This is a genomic window from Serratia sp. CY33525, from assembly GCF_052169115.1.
GTDB classification, from domain to species: domain Bacteria; phylum Pseudomonadota; class Gammaproteobacteria; order Enterobacterales; family Enterobacteriaceae; genus Serratia; species Serratia sarumanii.
In genome coordinates, this window is the sequence record NZ_JBJNLK010000004.1 from 140,555 (window position 1) to 154,519 (window position 13,965).

Consider the following 13,965-nt stretch of genomic DNA (forward strand, 5'->3'; position numbering starts at 1 on the left):
GCTCCGCCGCCAATATTCTGAGTTTCTAAGGTTTCCTTAAGTTTCATCCGGTAGATTTCAAAGCATTATCTACTTTCAGGATCCCGATTCGGCAATGTGGTTACGTCAACGCTTACGGTGCAACAGCCTCGGTTTTACCCTCGCCACCGCCCTGTTCTTCACTCTGTTTCAAAACGCGTTATTCCTGCATCGCGCCTGGTCGTATATCACCTTCGATAGCGTCCACAGCGTGATTTTCGCTGCCAGCATGCCGGTGGTGATCTTCTGTGCGCTGAATATCATCTTCAGCGTGTTGACCGTGCCCTACCTGCGCAAGCCGCTGATCATCTTTTTCTTGCTCGGCAGCGCCGCAGCCAACTATTTCATGTTCAGCTATGGTGTGGTGATCGACGGCAACATGATGCAAAACGCCTTCGAAACCAACCCTCAGGAGGCGACGGCGCTGCTGACGCCGCGCATGGGATTGTGGCTGGCGCTGCTCGGCATTCTGCCGGCGGTAGCGGTCTGCTTCACCCAGATTCGCCAGACTCGCCCCTGGTGGTACATGGTTGGACTGCGCGCCGCCAACGTCATGCTGTCGCTGGCGGTGATCCTGATCGTCGCCGCGCTGTTCTACAAAGACTATGCTTCGCTGATCCGCAACAATAAAAGCGTGGTGAAGATGTTGACCCCTTCCAACTTCGTCGCCGGCACCATCAAGTTTACCGAACAGCGTTACTTCACCCGCAATCTGCCGCTGGTCAAGATCGGCGAGGACGCGCGCAAAGGGCCGCTGATCGCCGGGCAGGCCAAGAAAACGCTGGTGATCCTGGTGGTGGGCGAAACCGCCCGCGCCGAAAACTTCTCCCTCGGCGGCTATCAACGCGAAACCAACCCGCGCCTGAAGCAGGACGATGTGATCTACTTCAAGAACGCCAGTTCCTGCGGCACCGAAACGGCGATCTCCGTGCCCTGCATGTTCTCCAACATGCCGCGCAAGGAGTACGACGCGACTCAGGCAACGCATCAGGAAGGCATGCTCGACGTGCTGGCGCATGCCGGCGTCAGCGTGCTGTGGCGCGATAACGACGGCGGCTGCAAAGGCGCCTGCGACCGGGTGCCGCACATCGACATGACCAAGCTGAAACTGCCGCAGGACTGCGACGGCGAGGTTTGCATGGACAACGCGCTGCTGTACAAGCTGAACGACTATATCAATGGCCTGAAAGACGACGGCGTGATCGTGCTGCACCAGATGGGCAGCCACGGCCCGGCTTACTACCGCCGCAGCACGCCAGAATTCCAGACATTTTCGCCGACCTGCAACAGCAATCAGATCCAGGATTGCAGCCATGAACAGCTGGTGAACACCTATGACAACTCCATCCTGTATACCGACGCGATGCTCGATGCCACCATCAAGCTGCTGCGGCAGTATGACGACCGGTTCAATACCGCGCTGGTCTATTTGTCCGATCACGGCGAATCGCTGGGGGAAAACGGCATGTATCTGCACGGCACGCCCTATGTCTTCGCGCCGAGCCAGCAGACGCACGTGCCTTTTCTGATGTGGATGTCGGCCGACTATCAGCGCAACTTCGGCGTCGATCGCCAGTGCCTGAACGCGCTGGCGGAAAAGGACGACGTGTCGCAGGACAACCTGTTCCACACCCTATTGGGCATGCTGAACGTACAGAGCCGCGAGTATCAATCCCGGCTGGATATCCTGCAGCCTTGCCGCAACGCGGCGTAAGGGCTTAACTTCCGCGTGCCGCTGGGGCACAATAGTTTGCAGACAACCGGCGTTTTGTGCGCCGGTTTTTTTATTCCCATTGACCTAGACCAATCGGTCTATTATGCTCGGCACCATGATGACCAAATCAACGCATTGCAACGTGGACACACGTGAACATCTGCTCGCCACCGGCGAAACCCTCAGCCTGCGCCTGGGCTTTACCGGCATGGGGCTGAGCGAACTGCTGGCCACTGCGGGCGTGCCGAAAGGCTCGTTCTACCACTATTTTCGCTCGAAGGAAGCCTTCGGCGAAGCGATGCTGCAACGCTATTTCGCCCATTATGATGCAGAAATGCAGGCGCTGTTTGCCGACAGACGCGGCGATGCCCGCCACCAGCTGCTCGGCTATTACGCTCAGGCCATCAGCTACCACTGCCGCAGCGAATGCCACAACGCCTGCCTGGCGGTGAAGCTTTCCGCCGAGGTGAGCGATCTGTCGGAACCGATGCGTCATGCGCTGGAAACGGGCACCGCTCGCGTGATCGGCCACCTGCAGGAGGCCATCGAGCGCGGTATCGCCGAGGGCTCGCTGTCGGTGGCCATGAGCCCCGCGGCGACCGCAGAAACGCTGTATTCACTGTGGCTCGGTGCCTCGCTGCGCGCCAAGATCCGTCACTCGCTGGCGCCGTTAACCAGCGCGCTGGAAAGCATCGAGTTGCTGCTGCGCCCGCCGCAAGCGTAACGGTAACAATTTCTTTTTATTGAAAATGCAGTTCGTGGTTTTTTATCGCTCATTACTAGACGACCGGTCTATTAAATACAGGATGCACTATGAAGACTGAAAAATTGCTCTCTCCGCTGAAGGTTGGCGCCATCACCCTGCCCAACCGCGTGTTTATGGCTCCGCTGACGCGTTTGCGCAGCATCGAGCCGGGCGACATTCCTACGCCGCTGATGGCGGAATATTATGCACAGCGCGCCAGCGCCGGCCTGATCGTGACCGAAGCGACCCAGGTTTCCTTCCAGGCAAAAGGCTACGCCGGTGCGCCGGGGTTGCATACGCCGGAGCAGATCGCCGCATGGAAAAACATCACGCAGGCAGTGCATGATAAAAACGGCCATATCGCCGTACAGCTGTGGCACGTAGGCCGCATCTCCCACGCCAGCCTGCAGCCGGGCGGGCAAGCACCGGTCGCCCCTTCCGCAATCAACGCCGAAACTCGCACCACCGTGCGTGATGAAACCGGCGCCTGGGTGCGCGTACCGACCTCCACGCCGCGTGCGCTCGAAACCAGCGAGATCCCGGGCATCGTCAACGATTTCCGCCAGGCGACCGCCAACGCGCGGGAAGCCGGCTTCGACTTCATCGAACTGCATGCGGCGCACGGCTATTTGCTGCATCAATTCATGTCACCGGCCTCCAACCAACGTACCGATCAATACGGCGGCAGCATCGAGAATCGCACTCGCCTGACGCTGGAAGTGGTCGACGCCACCATCGCCGAATGGGGTTCCGAGCACATCGGCATCCGCATCTCGCCGCTGGGGCCGTTCAACGGGCTGGACAACGGTGAAGATCAGGAAGAAGCGGCGCTGTATCTGGTGGAAGAGCTGAATAAGCGCAACATCGCTTACCTGCACATCTCCGAACCGGACTGGGCCGGCGGCAAACCGTACTCCGACGCCTTCCGCGACTCGGTGCGCGCCCACTTTAACGGGGTGATCGTCGGCGCCGGCGCCTACACCGCCGAGAAAGCCGAAGCGTTGATCGAAAAAGGCTTCATCGACGCGGTGGCCTTCGGCCGCAGCTACATCGCCAACCCGGATCTGGTAGAGCGTTTCCGTCAGCACGCTCCGCTGAACGAACCTAAGCCGGAAACCTTCTACGGCGGCGGCGCCGAAGGCTATACCGACTATCCGTTTCTGGCGAAGTAACCCTTCCTGACCCCAACGGCCACGCAATCGCATGGCCGTTTTTTTGTGCGCCGCGCGCAAAAAGGCCCGCACGAGGCGGGCCGGTGTTCCCTGGTGTTGTTCTCTATTGCCGTTCAATTTTTACACGATTGCCGCTGGAATAGATAATTGATTGTGCAGATCAATTACTCTGTATCGATCGGTACGCTCGATCAATATTTATACACCGTTGACGGAAAACCAATACGTGACATCGTCACTCACTCGTCACGTTGAATTCCCTTGCGGGACAAGGCTATACTCGCTTGTGCTTCAATCCACCCGCCGTCTGCCACGGCACAGCCAATTCAGAGGAATTATGCGCTTACTCCATACCATGATCCGCGTCGGTGATCTGCAACGCGCCATCGACTTCTACACCAAGGTATTAGGCATGCGCCTGCTGCGCACCAGCGAAAACCCCGAGTACAAGTACTCCCTGGCTTTCGTCGGCTATACGGAAGAGAGCGAAGGCGCAGTTATCGAACTGACCTATAACTGGGGCACCGACAGCTACGACATGGGCACCGCCTTCGGCCACCTGGCGCTGGGCGTGGACGACGTTGCCGCCACCTGCGACAGCATCCGCCGCGCAGGCGGCAAGGTCACCCGCGAAGCCGGCCCGGTGAAAGGCGGCACCACGGTCATCGCCTTCGTCGAGGATCCGGACGGTTACAAAATCGAGCTGATCGAAAACAAACACGCCGGTCAGGGCCTCGGCCACTAAGCCTCCCCTTCAGGGCGCGCTGCGCCCTGCTGATTCTCCGCGCGATAGCGCCTGCAACCGGGCGCAAAATTTGCCATAATGCGCGCTGCATTCGATGAAGATAAGAAACTGATGGCCGAAAAAAGTGATCTTAACGCCCTGAGTGGTCGTTTTCGTGGGTTTTATCCCGTAGTAATAGATGTTGAAACCGCCGGCTTTAACGCCAATACCGATGCGTTGCTGGAGATCGCCGCCGTCACGCTGAAAATGGATGAAAATGGCTGGCTGCAGCGGGACGAGACCCTGCACTTCCACGTGGAGCCTTTCGAGGGCGCCAACCTGCAGCCGGAAGCGCTGGCGTTTAACGGCATCGATCCGCACAACCCGCTGCGCGGCGCGGTCAGCGAATATGACGCGCTGCACGCCATTTTCAAAGCGGTGCGCAAAGGGCTCAAGGATCGCGGTTGCAACCGGGCCATTATCGTGGCGCACAACGCCAACTTCGATCACAGCTTCCTGATGGCCGCGGCCGAACGCGCCGGCCTGAAGCGCAACCCGTTCCATCCGTTCGCTACCTTCGACACCGCCGCGCTGAGCGGCCTGGTGCTGGGCCAAACGGTGTTGGCGAAGGCCTGTATCGCGGCCGGAATGCCGTTCGACAGCAGCCAGGCGCACTCTGCGCTGTACGACACCGAGCAAACCGCCCTGCTGTTTTGCGAGCTGGTTAACCGCTGGAAACGTCTCGGCGGTTGGCCGCTGCCCGCCGGCGATCTCGCCGAATAAGCCCAACGAAAAAGGCGGCCCAGTTTGCACTGGCGCCGCCCGTTACGCGATAACCGCAAGCCCGTCGATTAAGACTGCTGGTCTTCCTGCGCTTTATACTTTTCTGCCGTTTCTTTGATCAGCTGCTGCAGTTCGCCGCGCTGATACATTTCGATAATGATATCGCAACCGCCGACCAGCTCACCGTCTACCCACAGCTGCGGGAACGTCGGCCAGTTGGCGTATTTTGGCAGCTCGGCGCGGATGTCCGGGTTCTGCAGAATGTCCACGTAAGCGAAACGCTCGCCGCAGGCGGACAGCGCTTGCACAGCCTGTGCGGAGAAGCCGCAGCTCGGCAGCTTTGGCGAACCTTTCATGTACAGCAGAATCGGGTTTTCAGCGATCTGGTGCTGAATTTTTTCAAGTGTCGTCGTCATTTATTGCTTCCTCAAGCCACATTTCATGGCTACAACATGCATCACGCGGGCTATTGTAGCGGCTGGAACAGTCGCAAGAAAACGCCATCTTTTGCAAGGATATTCACCCGCCGCCGATCGCGTTTCACCGGCCACGTCATTCCGGTCAAAACATACGTTGAGAATAACATTTTTAATCCGACCATTTCACTAATATATTGCGCGGCGGTGACGGCGCGGATTAATTATATCCATAGCCCCCTGCCGGCGCTTTTTCATACACCAACGGGCTGATTTTGAACCAAAAAAAATGTCATTAACGTTTTCTCACAATATGGATTATTATTTATGAGTTCTTCGCTGTTTTATATGGCGAAATTCGGGAATACTGTAACTCTTTCGATATCCGTTTCGGGGCCAAGGTTGGTGACGTCGACATGCGTTTAATTCTTACGCTCTTTGCGCTGCTGTTTACGCAGCTCTTCTTCAATTTGGCGCACGCTGCGCCACAGGCGCGTGTTGCCGCCGAGCAGCGTAAAAGCCATGCTAATGAAGCGCGGCCCGATGACCGCAGAAAAAAGAAAGCGGACAAAACCGCTAAAAAAGCCAAAGTGACGGCCCCCGCGAAAAAAACCAAGACCGCCAAGGCGAAAAGCGAGAAAAGCGCGAAAAAGATCGCCAGCGCCAAACCCAAGGCCAAAGCGCAGAAAACCGCCAAGATTAAAGTCACCCCGCCGAAAAAGGGCTACAAAAAAGGCTACGGCCGCCACCGCGAAACCGGTATGGCCACCGCCAAGCTGGCGCGTGATGAAAAACCGTTGAAACTCAGCCCGGCGCACAAAAAACGCTATCAGCATGCCAAGCAGACCGCGATGGCCAAGCTGATGGGCCAGATGGGCAAACCTTACCGCTGGGGCGGCAGCTCGCCGCGCACCGGCTTCGACTGCAGCGGCCTTATCTATTACGCCTATAAAGACGTGGTGAAAATCAAGATGCCGCGCACCGCCAACGAAATGTATCACCTGCGCGACGCGGCGCCGATCAAGAAAAGCGAACTGGAAAGTGGCGATCTGGTGTTCTTCCGCATCAACAACCGCGGCGTGGCGGATCATGTCGGCGTTTATCTCGGCAACGGCAAATTCATCCAGTCGCCGCGCACCGGCGAAGAGATCCGCATCAGCCAGCTCGACAACGACTATTGGCAAAACCACTACATCGGCGCGCGCCGCGTAGTAACGCCGAAAACCATTCGTTAATTCCCTGCTCTGCGCGGTTGCGGCCCCGGTCGCAACCGCCTGCTCAAGCTATCACCCATCACACCGCCTCACGCGCATTTCTCGCTTTTCTTCCTGTTTTTTATGATGAAAATTGTTAAGATTGAAAGACCACAATAAAAAACGGCCCATTCGGCTCCCGCTCCGGCGGAAAAAGAGTGGCGCTGTAAAGGAGGAAGCAATGTCGTTTGAATTACCTGCATTACCGTATGAGAAAAACGCGCTCGAGCCGCACATCTCCGCCGAGACCCTGGAATACCACTACGGCAAACACCACAACACCTACGTGGTTAACCTGAACAACCTGGTGAAAGGCAGCGAGTTCGAGGGCAAATCGCTCGAAGAGATCATCAAGACCTCAAACGGCGGCGTCTTCAACAACGCCGCGCAGGTGTGGAACCACACCTTCTACTGGCACTGCCTGTCGCCACAGGGCGGCGGTGAACCGCAGGGCGAACTGGCGGCGGCGATCGTCAAATCCTTCGGTTCTTTCGCTGCGTTCAAAGAGCAGTTTACCGATGCCGCAGTGAAAAACTTCGGCGCCGGTTGGACCTGGCTGGTGAAAAAACCGGACGGCGCGCTGGCGATCGTCAACACCTCCAACGCGGCCACCCCGCTGACCGGTGAAGACAAACCGCTGCTGACCGTTGACGTGTGGGAACACGCGTATTACATCGATTACCGCAATGCGCGTCCAAAATACCTGGAAAACTTCTGGGCGTTGGTCAACTGGACCTTCGCAGCGGAAAACCTGGCGTAAACGCAGGTTCTGAGGTGATGAGGCGCAGCCAGGCTGCGCCTTTTTTATAACCGGGGGTAAATCAGTTCAACGCGGCAACGAAGCTGAAAGCGATAATGACCGCCAAGGCGCAGACGGTGGTGAACAGCGACATCTTCAATTCGGTATCCATGACAACTCCTTTAAAATGGGCTTTCCTAAGGATAAAAGGCGTACAATTAGTACGTCAAATCATTTTCCCACAGTTCGCCGATAAAATCTTGTTATCATTTCCCGGTTTATAATCTCGATTACCTCTTCCACTTTTGTTCAATATGCGACAAAATTCGCAGTTCACAACTGCGTACCGGCATCCATGCCCCTCCTGATTAAGCGCTGAAGACTTCAACACACTAAAAACTCAGTTTTCGCTTCTCTGGAGAAGGATCTACGTAGGCAAACGATTAACATCACACTTACATGCTGTAAACATGTGAGTTCAGGAGTCATTCCTTACATGGCAACGATTAAAGATGTGGCCAAACGCGCGGGCGTTTCCACCACCACCGTTTCGCACGTCATCAATAAGACTCGTTTCGTCGCCGAAGAGACCAAAGCGGCCGTGTGGGCCGCCATCAAAGAGCTGCACTACTCGCCGAGCGCCGTGGCGCGCAGCCTGAAAGTCAATCACACCAAGTCGATCGGCCTGCTGGCCACCTCGAGCGAAGCGCCCTACTTTGCCGAAGTGATCGAGGCGGTGGAAAACAGCTGCTACAGCAAAGGCTACACCCTGATCCTGTGCAACTCGCACAACAATCTGGACAAGCAGCGCGCCTACCTGGCGATGCTGGCGCAAAAGCGCGTCGACGGCCTGCTGGTCATGTGCTCCGAGTACCCGGATCAGCTGCTGGGCATGCTGGAAGATTACCGCAACATCCCGATGGTGGTGATGGACTGGGGCGCCGCGCGCGGCGACTTCACCGACACCATCATCGATAACGCGTTCGAAGGCGGCTATCTGGCCGGCCGTTACCTGATCGAGCGCGGCCACCGCGATATCGGCGCCATTCCGGGCCAGCTGTCGCGCAACACCGGCGGCGGCCGTCACCAGGGCTTTATGAAGGCGCTGCAGGAAGCGCATATCGACATTCGCGAAGAGTGGATCGTCCAGGGTGACTTCGAGCCGGAGTCCGGCTACAAGGCGATGCACCAAATCCTGTCGCAAAAACAGCGGCCGACCGCGGTATTCTGCGGCGGCGACATCATGGCGATGGGCGCCATCTGCGCGGCCGACGAGCTGGGGCTGCGGGTGCCGCAGGATATTTCCGTGATCGGCTACGACAACGTGCGCAACGCCCGCTACTTCACCCCGGCGCTGACCACCATTCACCAGCCGAAAGAGCGTCTGGGCGAAATGGCCTTCACCATGCTGCTGGATCGCATTATCAGCAAACGCGAAGAGTCGCAGGTGATCGAAGTGCATCCGAAGCTGATCGAACGCCGCTCGGTCGCCGACGGCCCATTCATCGACTACCGCCGCTAATCCCCCGCGCCGGAAGCCTGCGCGGCTTCCGGTTCCACCTCGCTCAGCCACTCCTGATTCAGCGTCTCCCCATCGCCCAGATACGCCAGCAGCCAGCTCATCGCCGGTGACGGTTTATCCTGCTGCCAGGTCAGGCAGCAAGGGCTGGCGGGAAACGGCTGCTGCAGCTGCAACGCCGTCAGCTCACCGCGCTGCACCCGCGGCAGCGCCCGATGCGCCGGCATCATGCCGACGCACAGCCCGGCGCACAAACAGTCGAGCGCCGAAGTCCAGTCCGGCACCACCAGCCGCCGCTGGTTATCCAGCGTCCAGGTGACGCGCTTGGGCAGATTGCGCGAGGTGTCCTCCAGGCAAAGCGAAGGGTACGGCCGCAGCTGATCGTCATTCAGCGGCCCCGTCAACTGCGCGAGAGGATGTTGCGGGCTGGCTACACACAGCCAGTTCATATAACCCATGTCGCGGAAGGCGAAGCCGCCGCCGACCGGCACCGCGCGCGTGGCGCCGATCGCCATGTCCGCCCTGCCGTCCACCAAGGCATCCCACACGCCGTTGAACACCTCGGGTTGCAGCATCAATTCGACGTCGGGGAAATGACGGTAGAAATCCAGCACCAGTTGGCGGCTGCGCTGCGGTTTGACGATGATGTCGACCGCAATATTCAGCTGGCCGCGCCACCCGTTGGCCACCTGCTGACAGTGGCGGCGGGTGTCGAGCATTTTTTTGATAACAACTCGCGCATCTTTGATAAACAGCGCACCGGCGGGCGTCAACTCCACATCGCGATGACGCCGCTCAAACAGCGGCACCGCCAGCCATTGCTCCAGCTGCCGTACGGTATAGCTGACCGCCGACGGCACCCGGTGCAGCTCCTGCGCCGCCGCGCTGAAACTGCCGGTGCGCGCCACCGCATCGACCACTTCAAGAGAATATTCAGACCACATCGCCTTGCCTTCAATTTTTTTAACAGCACTTTGCAAATATTACCGTTTCACAAGCAGAGATCCAGCCGGATACACTGGCCGGCGCTAAAAACCTGCGACATTAAAATATTAACGAGAAATACCATGCGAAATTCCTTTGGCTTTATGTTCTACCTCGCCGGCCTGAGCATGCTGGGTTATCTGGCGACCGATATGTACCTGCCCGCCTTCGGCGCCATGCGGGAGGAACTGCAAATTTCCGCCGGCGCGGTGAGCGCCAGCCTGAGCATCTTCCTGGCCGGCTTCGCCTTCGCGCAGCTGCTGTGGGGGCCGCTCTCCGACCGTCTGGGCCGCAAACCGGTATTATTGATCGGGCTGACGCTGTTCGCCCTCGGTTGCCTGGGCATGCTGTGGGTGGAAAACGCCGTGCAGCTCTGGATCCTGCGCTTTATTCAGGCCGTCGGCGTCTGCGCCGCCGCCGCCATCTGGCAAGCGCTGGTGGTTGACCGTTACCGCGAAGGCCAGGCCAACCGCGTGTTCGCCACCATTATGCCGCTGGTAGCGCTGTCGCCGGCGCTGGCACCGCTGCTCGGCGCCTGGTTGCTGAACCACGCCAGCTGGCGCGCGATCTTCGCCGCGCTGTTGGCCATCACCGCGCTGCTGCTGCTGCCGACGCTGCTGCTCAAAGAGCGCGCCAAAACGCAACCCAGCGCCGATGCGCCAAAAAACGGCGTCAGCTTTTGGCAACTGTTGAGATCCCCGGTGTTCAGCGGCAACGTCGCCATGTACGCCGCCTGCTCGGCCGGCTTCTTCGCCTGGCTGACCGGCTCGCCGTTCATCCTCGGTGACATGGGCTACAGCCCGAGCGATATCGGCCTGAGCTACGTGCCGCAAACGCTGGCCTTCCTGCTGGGTGGCTACGGCTGCCGCGCCGCGCTCAAGCGCATCAACGGCAAAACCCTGCTGCCGTGGCTGCTGGTAGCTTATGGTGTCAGCATGGTGGCGCTGTATCTGGTGGCCACCCTGACCGATCCGACGCTCACTACGCTGCTGATTCCGTTCTGCGTGATGGCGCTGGTCAACGGCGCCGGCTACCCGATCATGGTGGCGAATGCGCTGATGCCGTTCCCGGAAAGCAGCGGCAAGGCCGCCGCGCTGCAAAATACGCTGCAGCTGGGGCTGTGCTTTGTGGCGAGCATGCTGGTGTCGGCGTTTATTGCCCAGCCGCTGTTGGCGACGGTGACGGTGATGGTGTCTACGGTAATCCTGGCCGCGCTGGGGTATTTCCTGCAGCGGGGAAAAGCGGCCGATGCGCAGCAAAAGCCGCAGCGGGAACATGCTAACTCAGCGTCATAATTGCCAAGTTTAATAATCACTTAAAGAATATGCGTGCCGAGTGCGATTTACAGTTGAGTCAACGCCTCGGCACGCCTATACTCAAAAACAACCTTGTAAAGTAACACCTTATAATCTCTATATCTCAATTAGCGCTTGTGTACGCGCTTTGCGTCACACTCTTTTTTTTAAGGATGCGTTTATCCCGCGCCGTTCGCGCCGGGTCGCTTCTTTAAATTTCCTCTGTTCATAGTCGGATATCAGACGCCGCGGGCCTATTTTCCGCCGGTAAACGTATGCACCCGCAGAAATTGTCTAAGCTGTTTCCTAACGGGTCATCAGTCAGAAGAAGGTGATGGAGAAGCTATGAGTTCATCGTGTATAGAAGATCTGAGCATCCAGGACAATCAGTGGTACCGTATCGCGCACGAAATGCTCGGCCTGGCCGGCATTGAAATCAACGGTTCGCGCCCCTTCGATATTCAGGTTAAAAACCCCGATTTCTTTAAACGCGTCTTGCAGCAAGGTTCGCTGGGCCTGGGCGAAAGCTATATGGACGGCTGGTGGGAATGCGAGCGGCTGGATATGTTCTTCCAGCGCGTGGTCAGCGCCGGGCTGGAGAAGAAACTCCCCCACCACCTGAAAGATACCCTGCGTATCGCCGCCGCGCGCCTGACCAATCTGCAATCGAAAAAGCGCGCCTGGATCGTCGGCAAAGAACATTACGATCTCGGCAACGATCTGTTTACCCTGATGCTCGATCCTTACATGCAATATTCCTGCGGCTACTGGAAAGACGCCACCACGCTGGAGGAGGCACAGGAAGCCAAGCTGCGGATGATCTGCGAGAAACTGCAGCTGCAACCGGGCATGCGCTTACTGGACATCGGCTGCGGCTGGGGCGGCCTCTCCGCCTATGCGGCGAAAAATTACGGCGTATCGGTGGTCGGCGTGACCATCTCCGCAGAACAGCAGAAGCTGGCTCAGGCGCGCTGCGCCGGGCTGGATGTGCAGATCCTGCTGCAGGATTACCGCGATCTGCATCAGCAGTTCGATCGCATCGTGTCCGTCGGCATGTTCGAGCACGTCGGGCCGAAAAACTACCGCACCTATTTCAATGTGGTAGAACGCAATCTGGCGCCGCACGGTCTGTTCCTGCTGCACACCATCGGCTCCAACAAAACCGACATGAACGTCGATCCGTGGATCAACAAGTACATTTTCCCGAACGGCTGCCTGCCTTCAGTGAGCCATATCGCCGAAGCCAGCGAGGGCCATTTCGTGATGGAAGACTGGCACAACATCGGCGCCGACTACGACCGCACGCTGATGGCCTGGTTCGAGCGCTTCAAACAGGCGTGGCCGCAGCTTGCCCCGCGCTATTCCGAACGCTTCGAGCGGATGTTCAGCTATTACCTGAACGCCTGCGCCGGCGCGTTCCGGGCGCGCGATCTGCAGCTGTGGCAGGTGGTGTTCAGCCCGAAAGGCGTTGAAGGCGGCATCCGCGTCGCCCGCTAAGCGTTTGCCCGACAAAAAAGGCCCCGGCAGCAATATCGCCGGGGCCTTTTTTTGCTCGTTCTACGCGTACGGCTTAGCCGCAGTAGACGCGGATGATTTTATCGTCGCTGTCGCCAAGGAAGTTCAGGCGGCGCAGGTTGAAATCCATGGTGACGGCAGAGTTGTACGGAATGGCGCGCACCTTGGCGTCAATCCGCACGCCTTCCAGCGAGGTCATCGGTTTGCCGACGAAGTTTTGATACTGCGAAGCGCCGCAGGTATCATCCGCATCGGCCATTTGCGCGCCCGCGCCCTGCTCAGGCGAACTGCTGCAGGCGCTCAGCGCCAGCAACGCGGTTAACAACAACGTTTTCCCATAAAACTTCACGCGTTTCTCCTCTCTGCTTATGATTCGATTCCGGCGGCAACGCCCGAATCGCTGTCAGTCTTTGTGCGCCGGCGCCATCGCCGCCGCCAGCGCCGCTTCCCGATTGGCCAGCACGCGCTCGACGGTGTCCACCACCGCCTGCGTTTGCGGATCGATCTCGATGTTCACCTTGTCACCCAGGCGTTTCTTACCCAGCGTGGTGCGATCCAGCGTTTCCGGGATCAGGTGCACGCAGAAACGGTTATTCACCACTTCGCCGATGGTCAGGCTAATGCCGTCGATGCCGATGAAGCCTTTGTGCAGCACATATTTCATCAATTCGGCATTCGGCATGCGCAGCCATACCTGCCGGTTATTTTCCGAGGTATAAATCTTGGCCACTTCCGCCGTGCAGATAATATGGCCGGACATCAAATGGCCGCCAATTTCGTCATTGAACTTCGCCGCGCGCTCGATATTGACGATGTCGCCCAGCGCCAGATCGCCGAGGTTGGTCAGGCGCAGCGTTTCCTTAATCAAATCGAAGCTGACGCGGTTGCCTTCCACCGCGGTGACGGTCAGGCAGCAGCCGTTATGGGCCACCGACGCGCCCAGCTCCAGCCCCGGCAGCAGCTCGGCAGGCATTTCGATCACGTGGGTGCGGAAATTGGGTTTCTCATCAATGGCGACCAGCGGCGCGGTGCCTTGTACGATACCGGTGAACATATGTGCCTCTTCTTGCTAAATAGGTTAAAACGCT

15 protein-coding genes are annotated in these 13,965 nt (G+C 58.3%); 10 read left to right on the top strand and 5 right to left on the bottom strand.

Annotation, left to right across the window (positions count from 1 at the left end; translation table 11 throughout):
• Positions 1-94: 94 nt before the first annotated feature.
• The 5 genes from eptA (at position 95) to rnt (ending at position 5,156) form a co-directional block, all read left to right on the top strand.
• Entirely contained in the window at positions 95-1,732 is a 1,638-nt protein-coding gene (eptA, locus tag ACJ8IM_RS12025) for a phosphoethanolamine transferase EptA (protein WP_033654774.1), read from the top strand.
• A gap of 103 nt (positions 1,733-1,835) precedes the next feature.
• The gene (locus ACJ8IM_RS12030; RefSeq protein WP_033654775.1) at positions 1,836-2,456 is read left to right on the top strand and encodes a TetR/AcrR family transcriptional regulator; all 621 of its coding nucleotides are present in this window, start codon (positions 1,836-1,838) and stop codon (positions 2,454-2,456) included.
• Between the two features lie 89 nt (positions 2,457-2,545).
• On the top strand, positions 2,546-3,649 hold the full coding sequence (locus tag ACJ8IM_RS12035) for an alkene reductase (RefSeq protein WP_033654776.1): 1,104 nt from the start codon (positions 2,546-2,548) through the stop codon (positions 3,647-3,649).
• A gap of 337 nt (positions 3,650-3,986) precedes the next feature.
• Entirely contained in the window at positions 3,987-4,394 is a 408-nt protein-coding gene (gloA, locus tag ACJ8IM_RS12040; protein WP_004931325.1) for a lactoylglutathione lyase, read from the top strand.
• Positions 4,395-4,472: 78 nt separating this feature from the next.
• A complete protein-coding gene (gene rnt / locus ACJ8IM_RS12045; protein WP_033654777.1) occupies positions 4,473-5,156 on the top strand; it encodes a ribonuclease T in 684 nt (227 codons plus the stop codon).
• 68 nt (positions 5,157-5,224) lie between these two features.
• Here the strand turns inward: rnt and ACJ8IM_RS12050 are convergent, their stop codons facing one another.
• On the bottom strand, positions 5,225-5,572 hold the full coding sequence (locus ACJ8IM_RS12050) for a Grx4 family monothiol glutaredoxin (protein WP_004931329.1): 348 nt from the start codon (positions 5,570-5,572) through the stop codon (positions 5,225-5,227).
• A gap of 416 nt (positions 5,573-5,988) precedes the next feature.
• Here ACJ8IM_RS12050 and ACJ8IM_RS12055 point away from each other — a divergent pair, with 416 nt between their 5' ends.
• Entirely contained in the window at positions 5,989-6,807 is an 819-nt protein-coding gene (locus ACJ8IM_RS12055; protein ID WP_033654778.1) for a C40 family peptidase, read from the top strand.
• 199 nt (positions 6,808-7,006) lie between these two features.
• On the top strand, positions 7,007-7,585 hold the full coding sequence (sodB, locus tag ACJ8IM_RS12060; RefSeq protein ID WP_004931333.1) for a superoxide dismutase [Fe]: 579 nt from the start codon (positions 7,007-7,009) through the stop codon (positions 7,583-7,585).
• Between the two features lie 61 nt (positions 7,586-7,646).
• On the opposite strand, the gene cydH is transcribed toward sodB, so the two are convergent.
• Positions 7,647-7,736 (bottom strand): cytochrome bd-I oxidase subunit CydH, encoded by a 90-nt coding sequence (gene cydH, locus ACJ8IM_RS12065; protein ID WP_019455989.1) that lies wholly within the window; start codon positions 7,734-7,736, stop codon positions 7,647-7,649.
• A gap of 324 nt (positions 7,737-8,060) precedes the next feature.
• Here cydH and purR point away from each other — a divergent pair, with 324 nt between their 5' ends.
• Positions 8,061-9,086 carry an HTH-type transcriptional repressor PurR gene (gene purR, locus ACJ8IM_RS12070; protein WP_033638375.1) on the top strand — a complete coding sequence of 342 codons (1,026 nt, stop codon included), beginning with the start codon at positions 8,061-8,063 and terminating at the stop codon, positions 9,084-9,086.
• Here the strand turns inward: purR and punR are convergent.
• Positions 9,083-10,027, bottom strand: a complete 945-nt coding sequence (gene punR / locus ACJ8IM_RS12075; protein ID WP_033648176.1) for a DNA-binding transcriptional activator PunR — start codon at positions 10,025-10,027, stop codon at positions 9,083-9,085. The two genes, purR and punR, sit on opposite strands and share 4 nt — an antisense overlap.
• 123 nt (positions 10,028-10,150) lie before the next feature.
• Between punR and punC the strand changes: the two genes are divergently transcribed.
• Complete coding sequence (gene punC / locus ACJ8IM_RS12080) at positions 10,151-11,362, top strand: purine nucleoside transporter PunC (protein WP_033638373.1); 1,212 nt, start codon at positions 10,151-10,153, stop codon at positions 11,360-11,362.
• A gap of 345 nt (positions 11,363-11,707) precedes the next feature.
• Entirely contained in the window at positions 11,708-12,859 is a 1,152-nt protein-coding gene (gene cfa, locus ACJ8IM_RS12085) for a cyclopropane fatty acyl phospholipid synthase (protein WP_033638372.1), read from the top strand.
• 73 nt (positions 12,860-12,932) lie between these two features.
• Here the strand turns inward: cfa and ACJ8IM_RS12090 are convergent, their stop codons facing one another.
• A complete protein-coding gene (locus ACJ8IM_RS12090; protein WP_016927929.1) occupies positions 12,933-13,226 on the bottom strand; it encodes an I78 family peptidase inhibitor in 294 nt (97 codons plus the stop codon).
• Between the two features lie 54 nt (positions 13,227-13,280).
• Positions 13,281-13,931 carry a riboflavin synthase gene (locus ACJ8IM_RS12095; protein ID WP_033638371.1) on the bottom strand — a complete coding sequence of 217 codons (651 nt, stop codon included), beginning with the start codon at positions 13,929-13,931 and terminating at the stop codon, positions 13,281-13,283.
• Positions 13,932-13,965: the final 34 nt, after the last annotated feature.

Coding starts and splice junctions, on each gene's coding strand:
- eptA (WP_033654774.1), top strand. CDS start 95: ATGTGGTTACGTCAACGCTTACGGTGCAACAGCCTCGGTTTTACCCTC.
- ACJ8IM_RS12030 (WP_033654775.1), top strand. CDS start 1,836: ATGCTCGGCACCATGATGACCAAATCAACGCATTGCAACGTGGACACA.
- ACJ8IM_RS12035 (WP_033654776.1), top strand. CDS start 2,546: ATGAAGACTGAAAAATTGCTCTCTCCGCTGAAGGTTGGCGCCATCACC.
- gloA (WP_004931325.1), top strand. CDS start 3,987: ATGCGCTTACTCCATACCATGATCCGCGTCGGTGATCTGCAACGCGCC.
- rnt (WP_033654777.1), top strand. CDS start 4,473: ATGCGCGCTGCATTCGATGAAGATAAGAAACTGATGGCCGAAAAAAGT.
- ACJ8IM_RS12050 (WP_004931329.1), bottom strand. CDS start 5,572: ATGACGACGACACTTGAAAAAATTCAGCACCAGATCGCTGAAAACCCG.
- ACJ8IM_RS12055 (WP_033654778.1), top strand. CDS start 5,989: ATGCGTTTAATTCTTACGCTCTTTGCGCTGCTGTTTACGCAGCTCTTC.
- sodB (WP_004931333.1), top strand. CDS start 7,007: ATGTCGTTTGAATTACCTGCATTACCGTATGAGAAAAACGCGCTCGAG.
- cydH (WP_019455989.1), bottom strand. CDS start 7,736: ATGGATACCGAATTGAAGATGTCGCTGTTCACCACCGTCTGCGCCTTG.
- purR (WP_033638375.1), top strand. CDS start 8,061: ATGGCAACGATTAAAGATGTGGCCAAACGCGCGGGCGTTTCCACCACC.
- punR (WP_033648176.1), bottom strand. CDS start 10,027: ATGTGGTCTGAATATTCTCTTGAAGTGGTCGATGCGGTGGCGCGCACC.
- punC (WP_033638373.1), top strand. CDS start 10,151: ATGCGAAATTCCTTTGGCTTTATGTTCTACCTCGCCGGCCTGAGCATG.
- cfa (WP_033638372.1), top strand. CDS start 11,708: ATGAGTTCATCGTGTATAGAAGATCTGAGCATCCAGGACAATCAGTGG.
- ACJ8IM_RS12095 (WP_033638371.1), bottom strand. CDS start 13,931: ATGTTCACCGGTATCGTACAAGGCACCGCGCCGCTGGTCGCCATTGAT.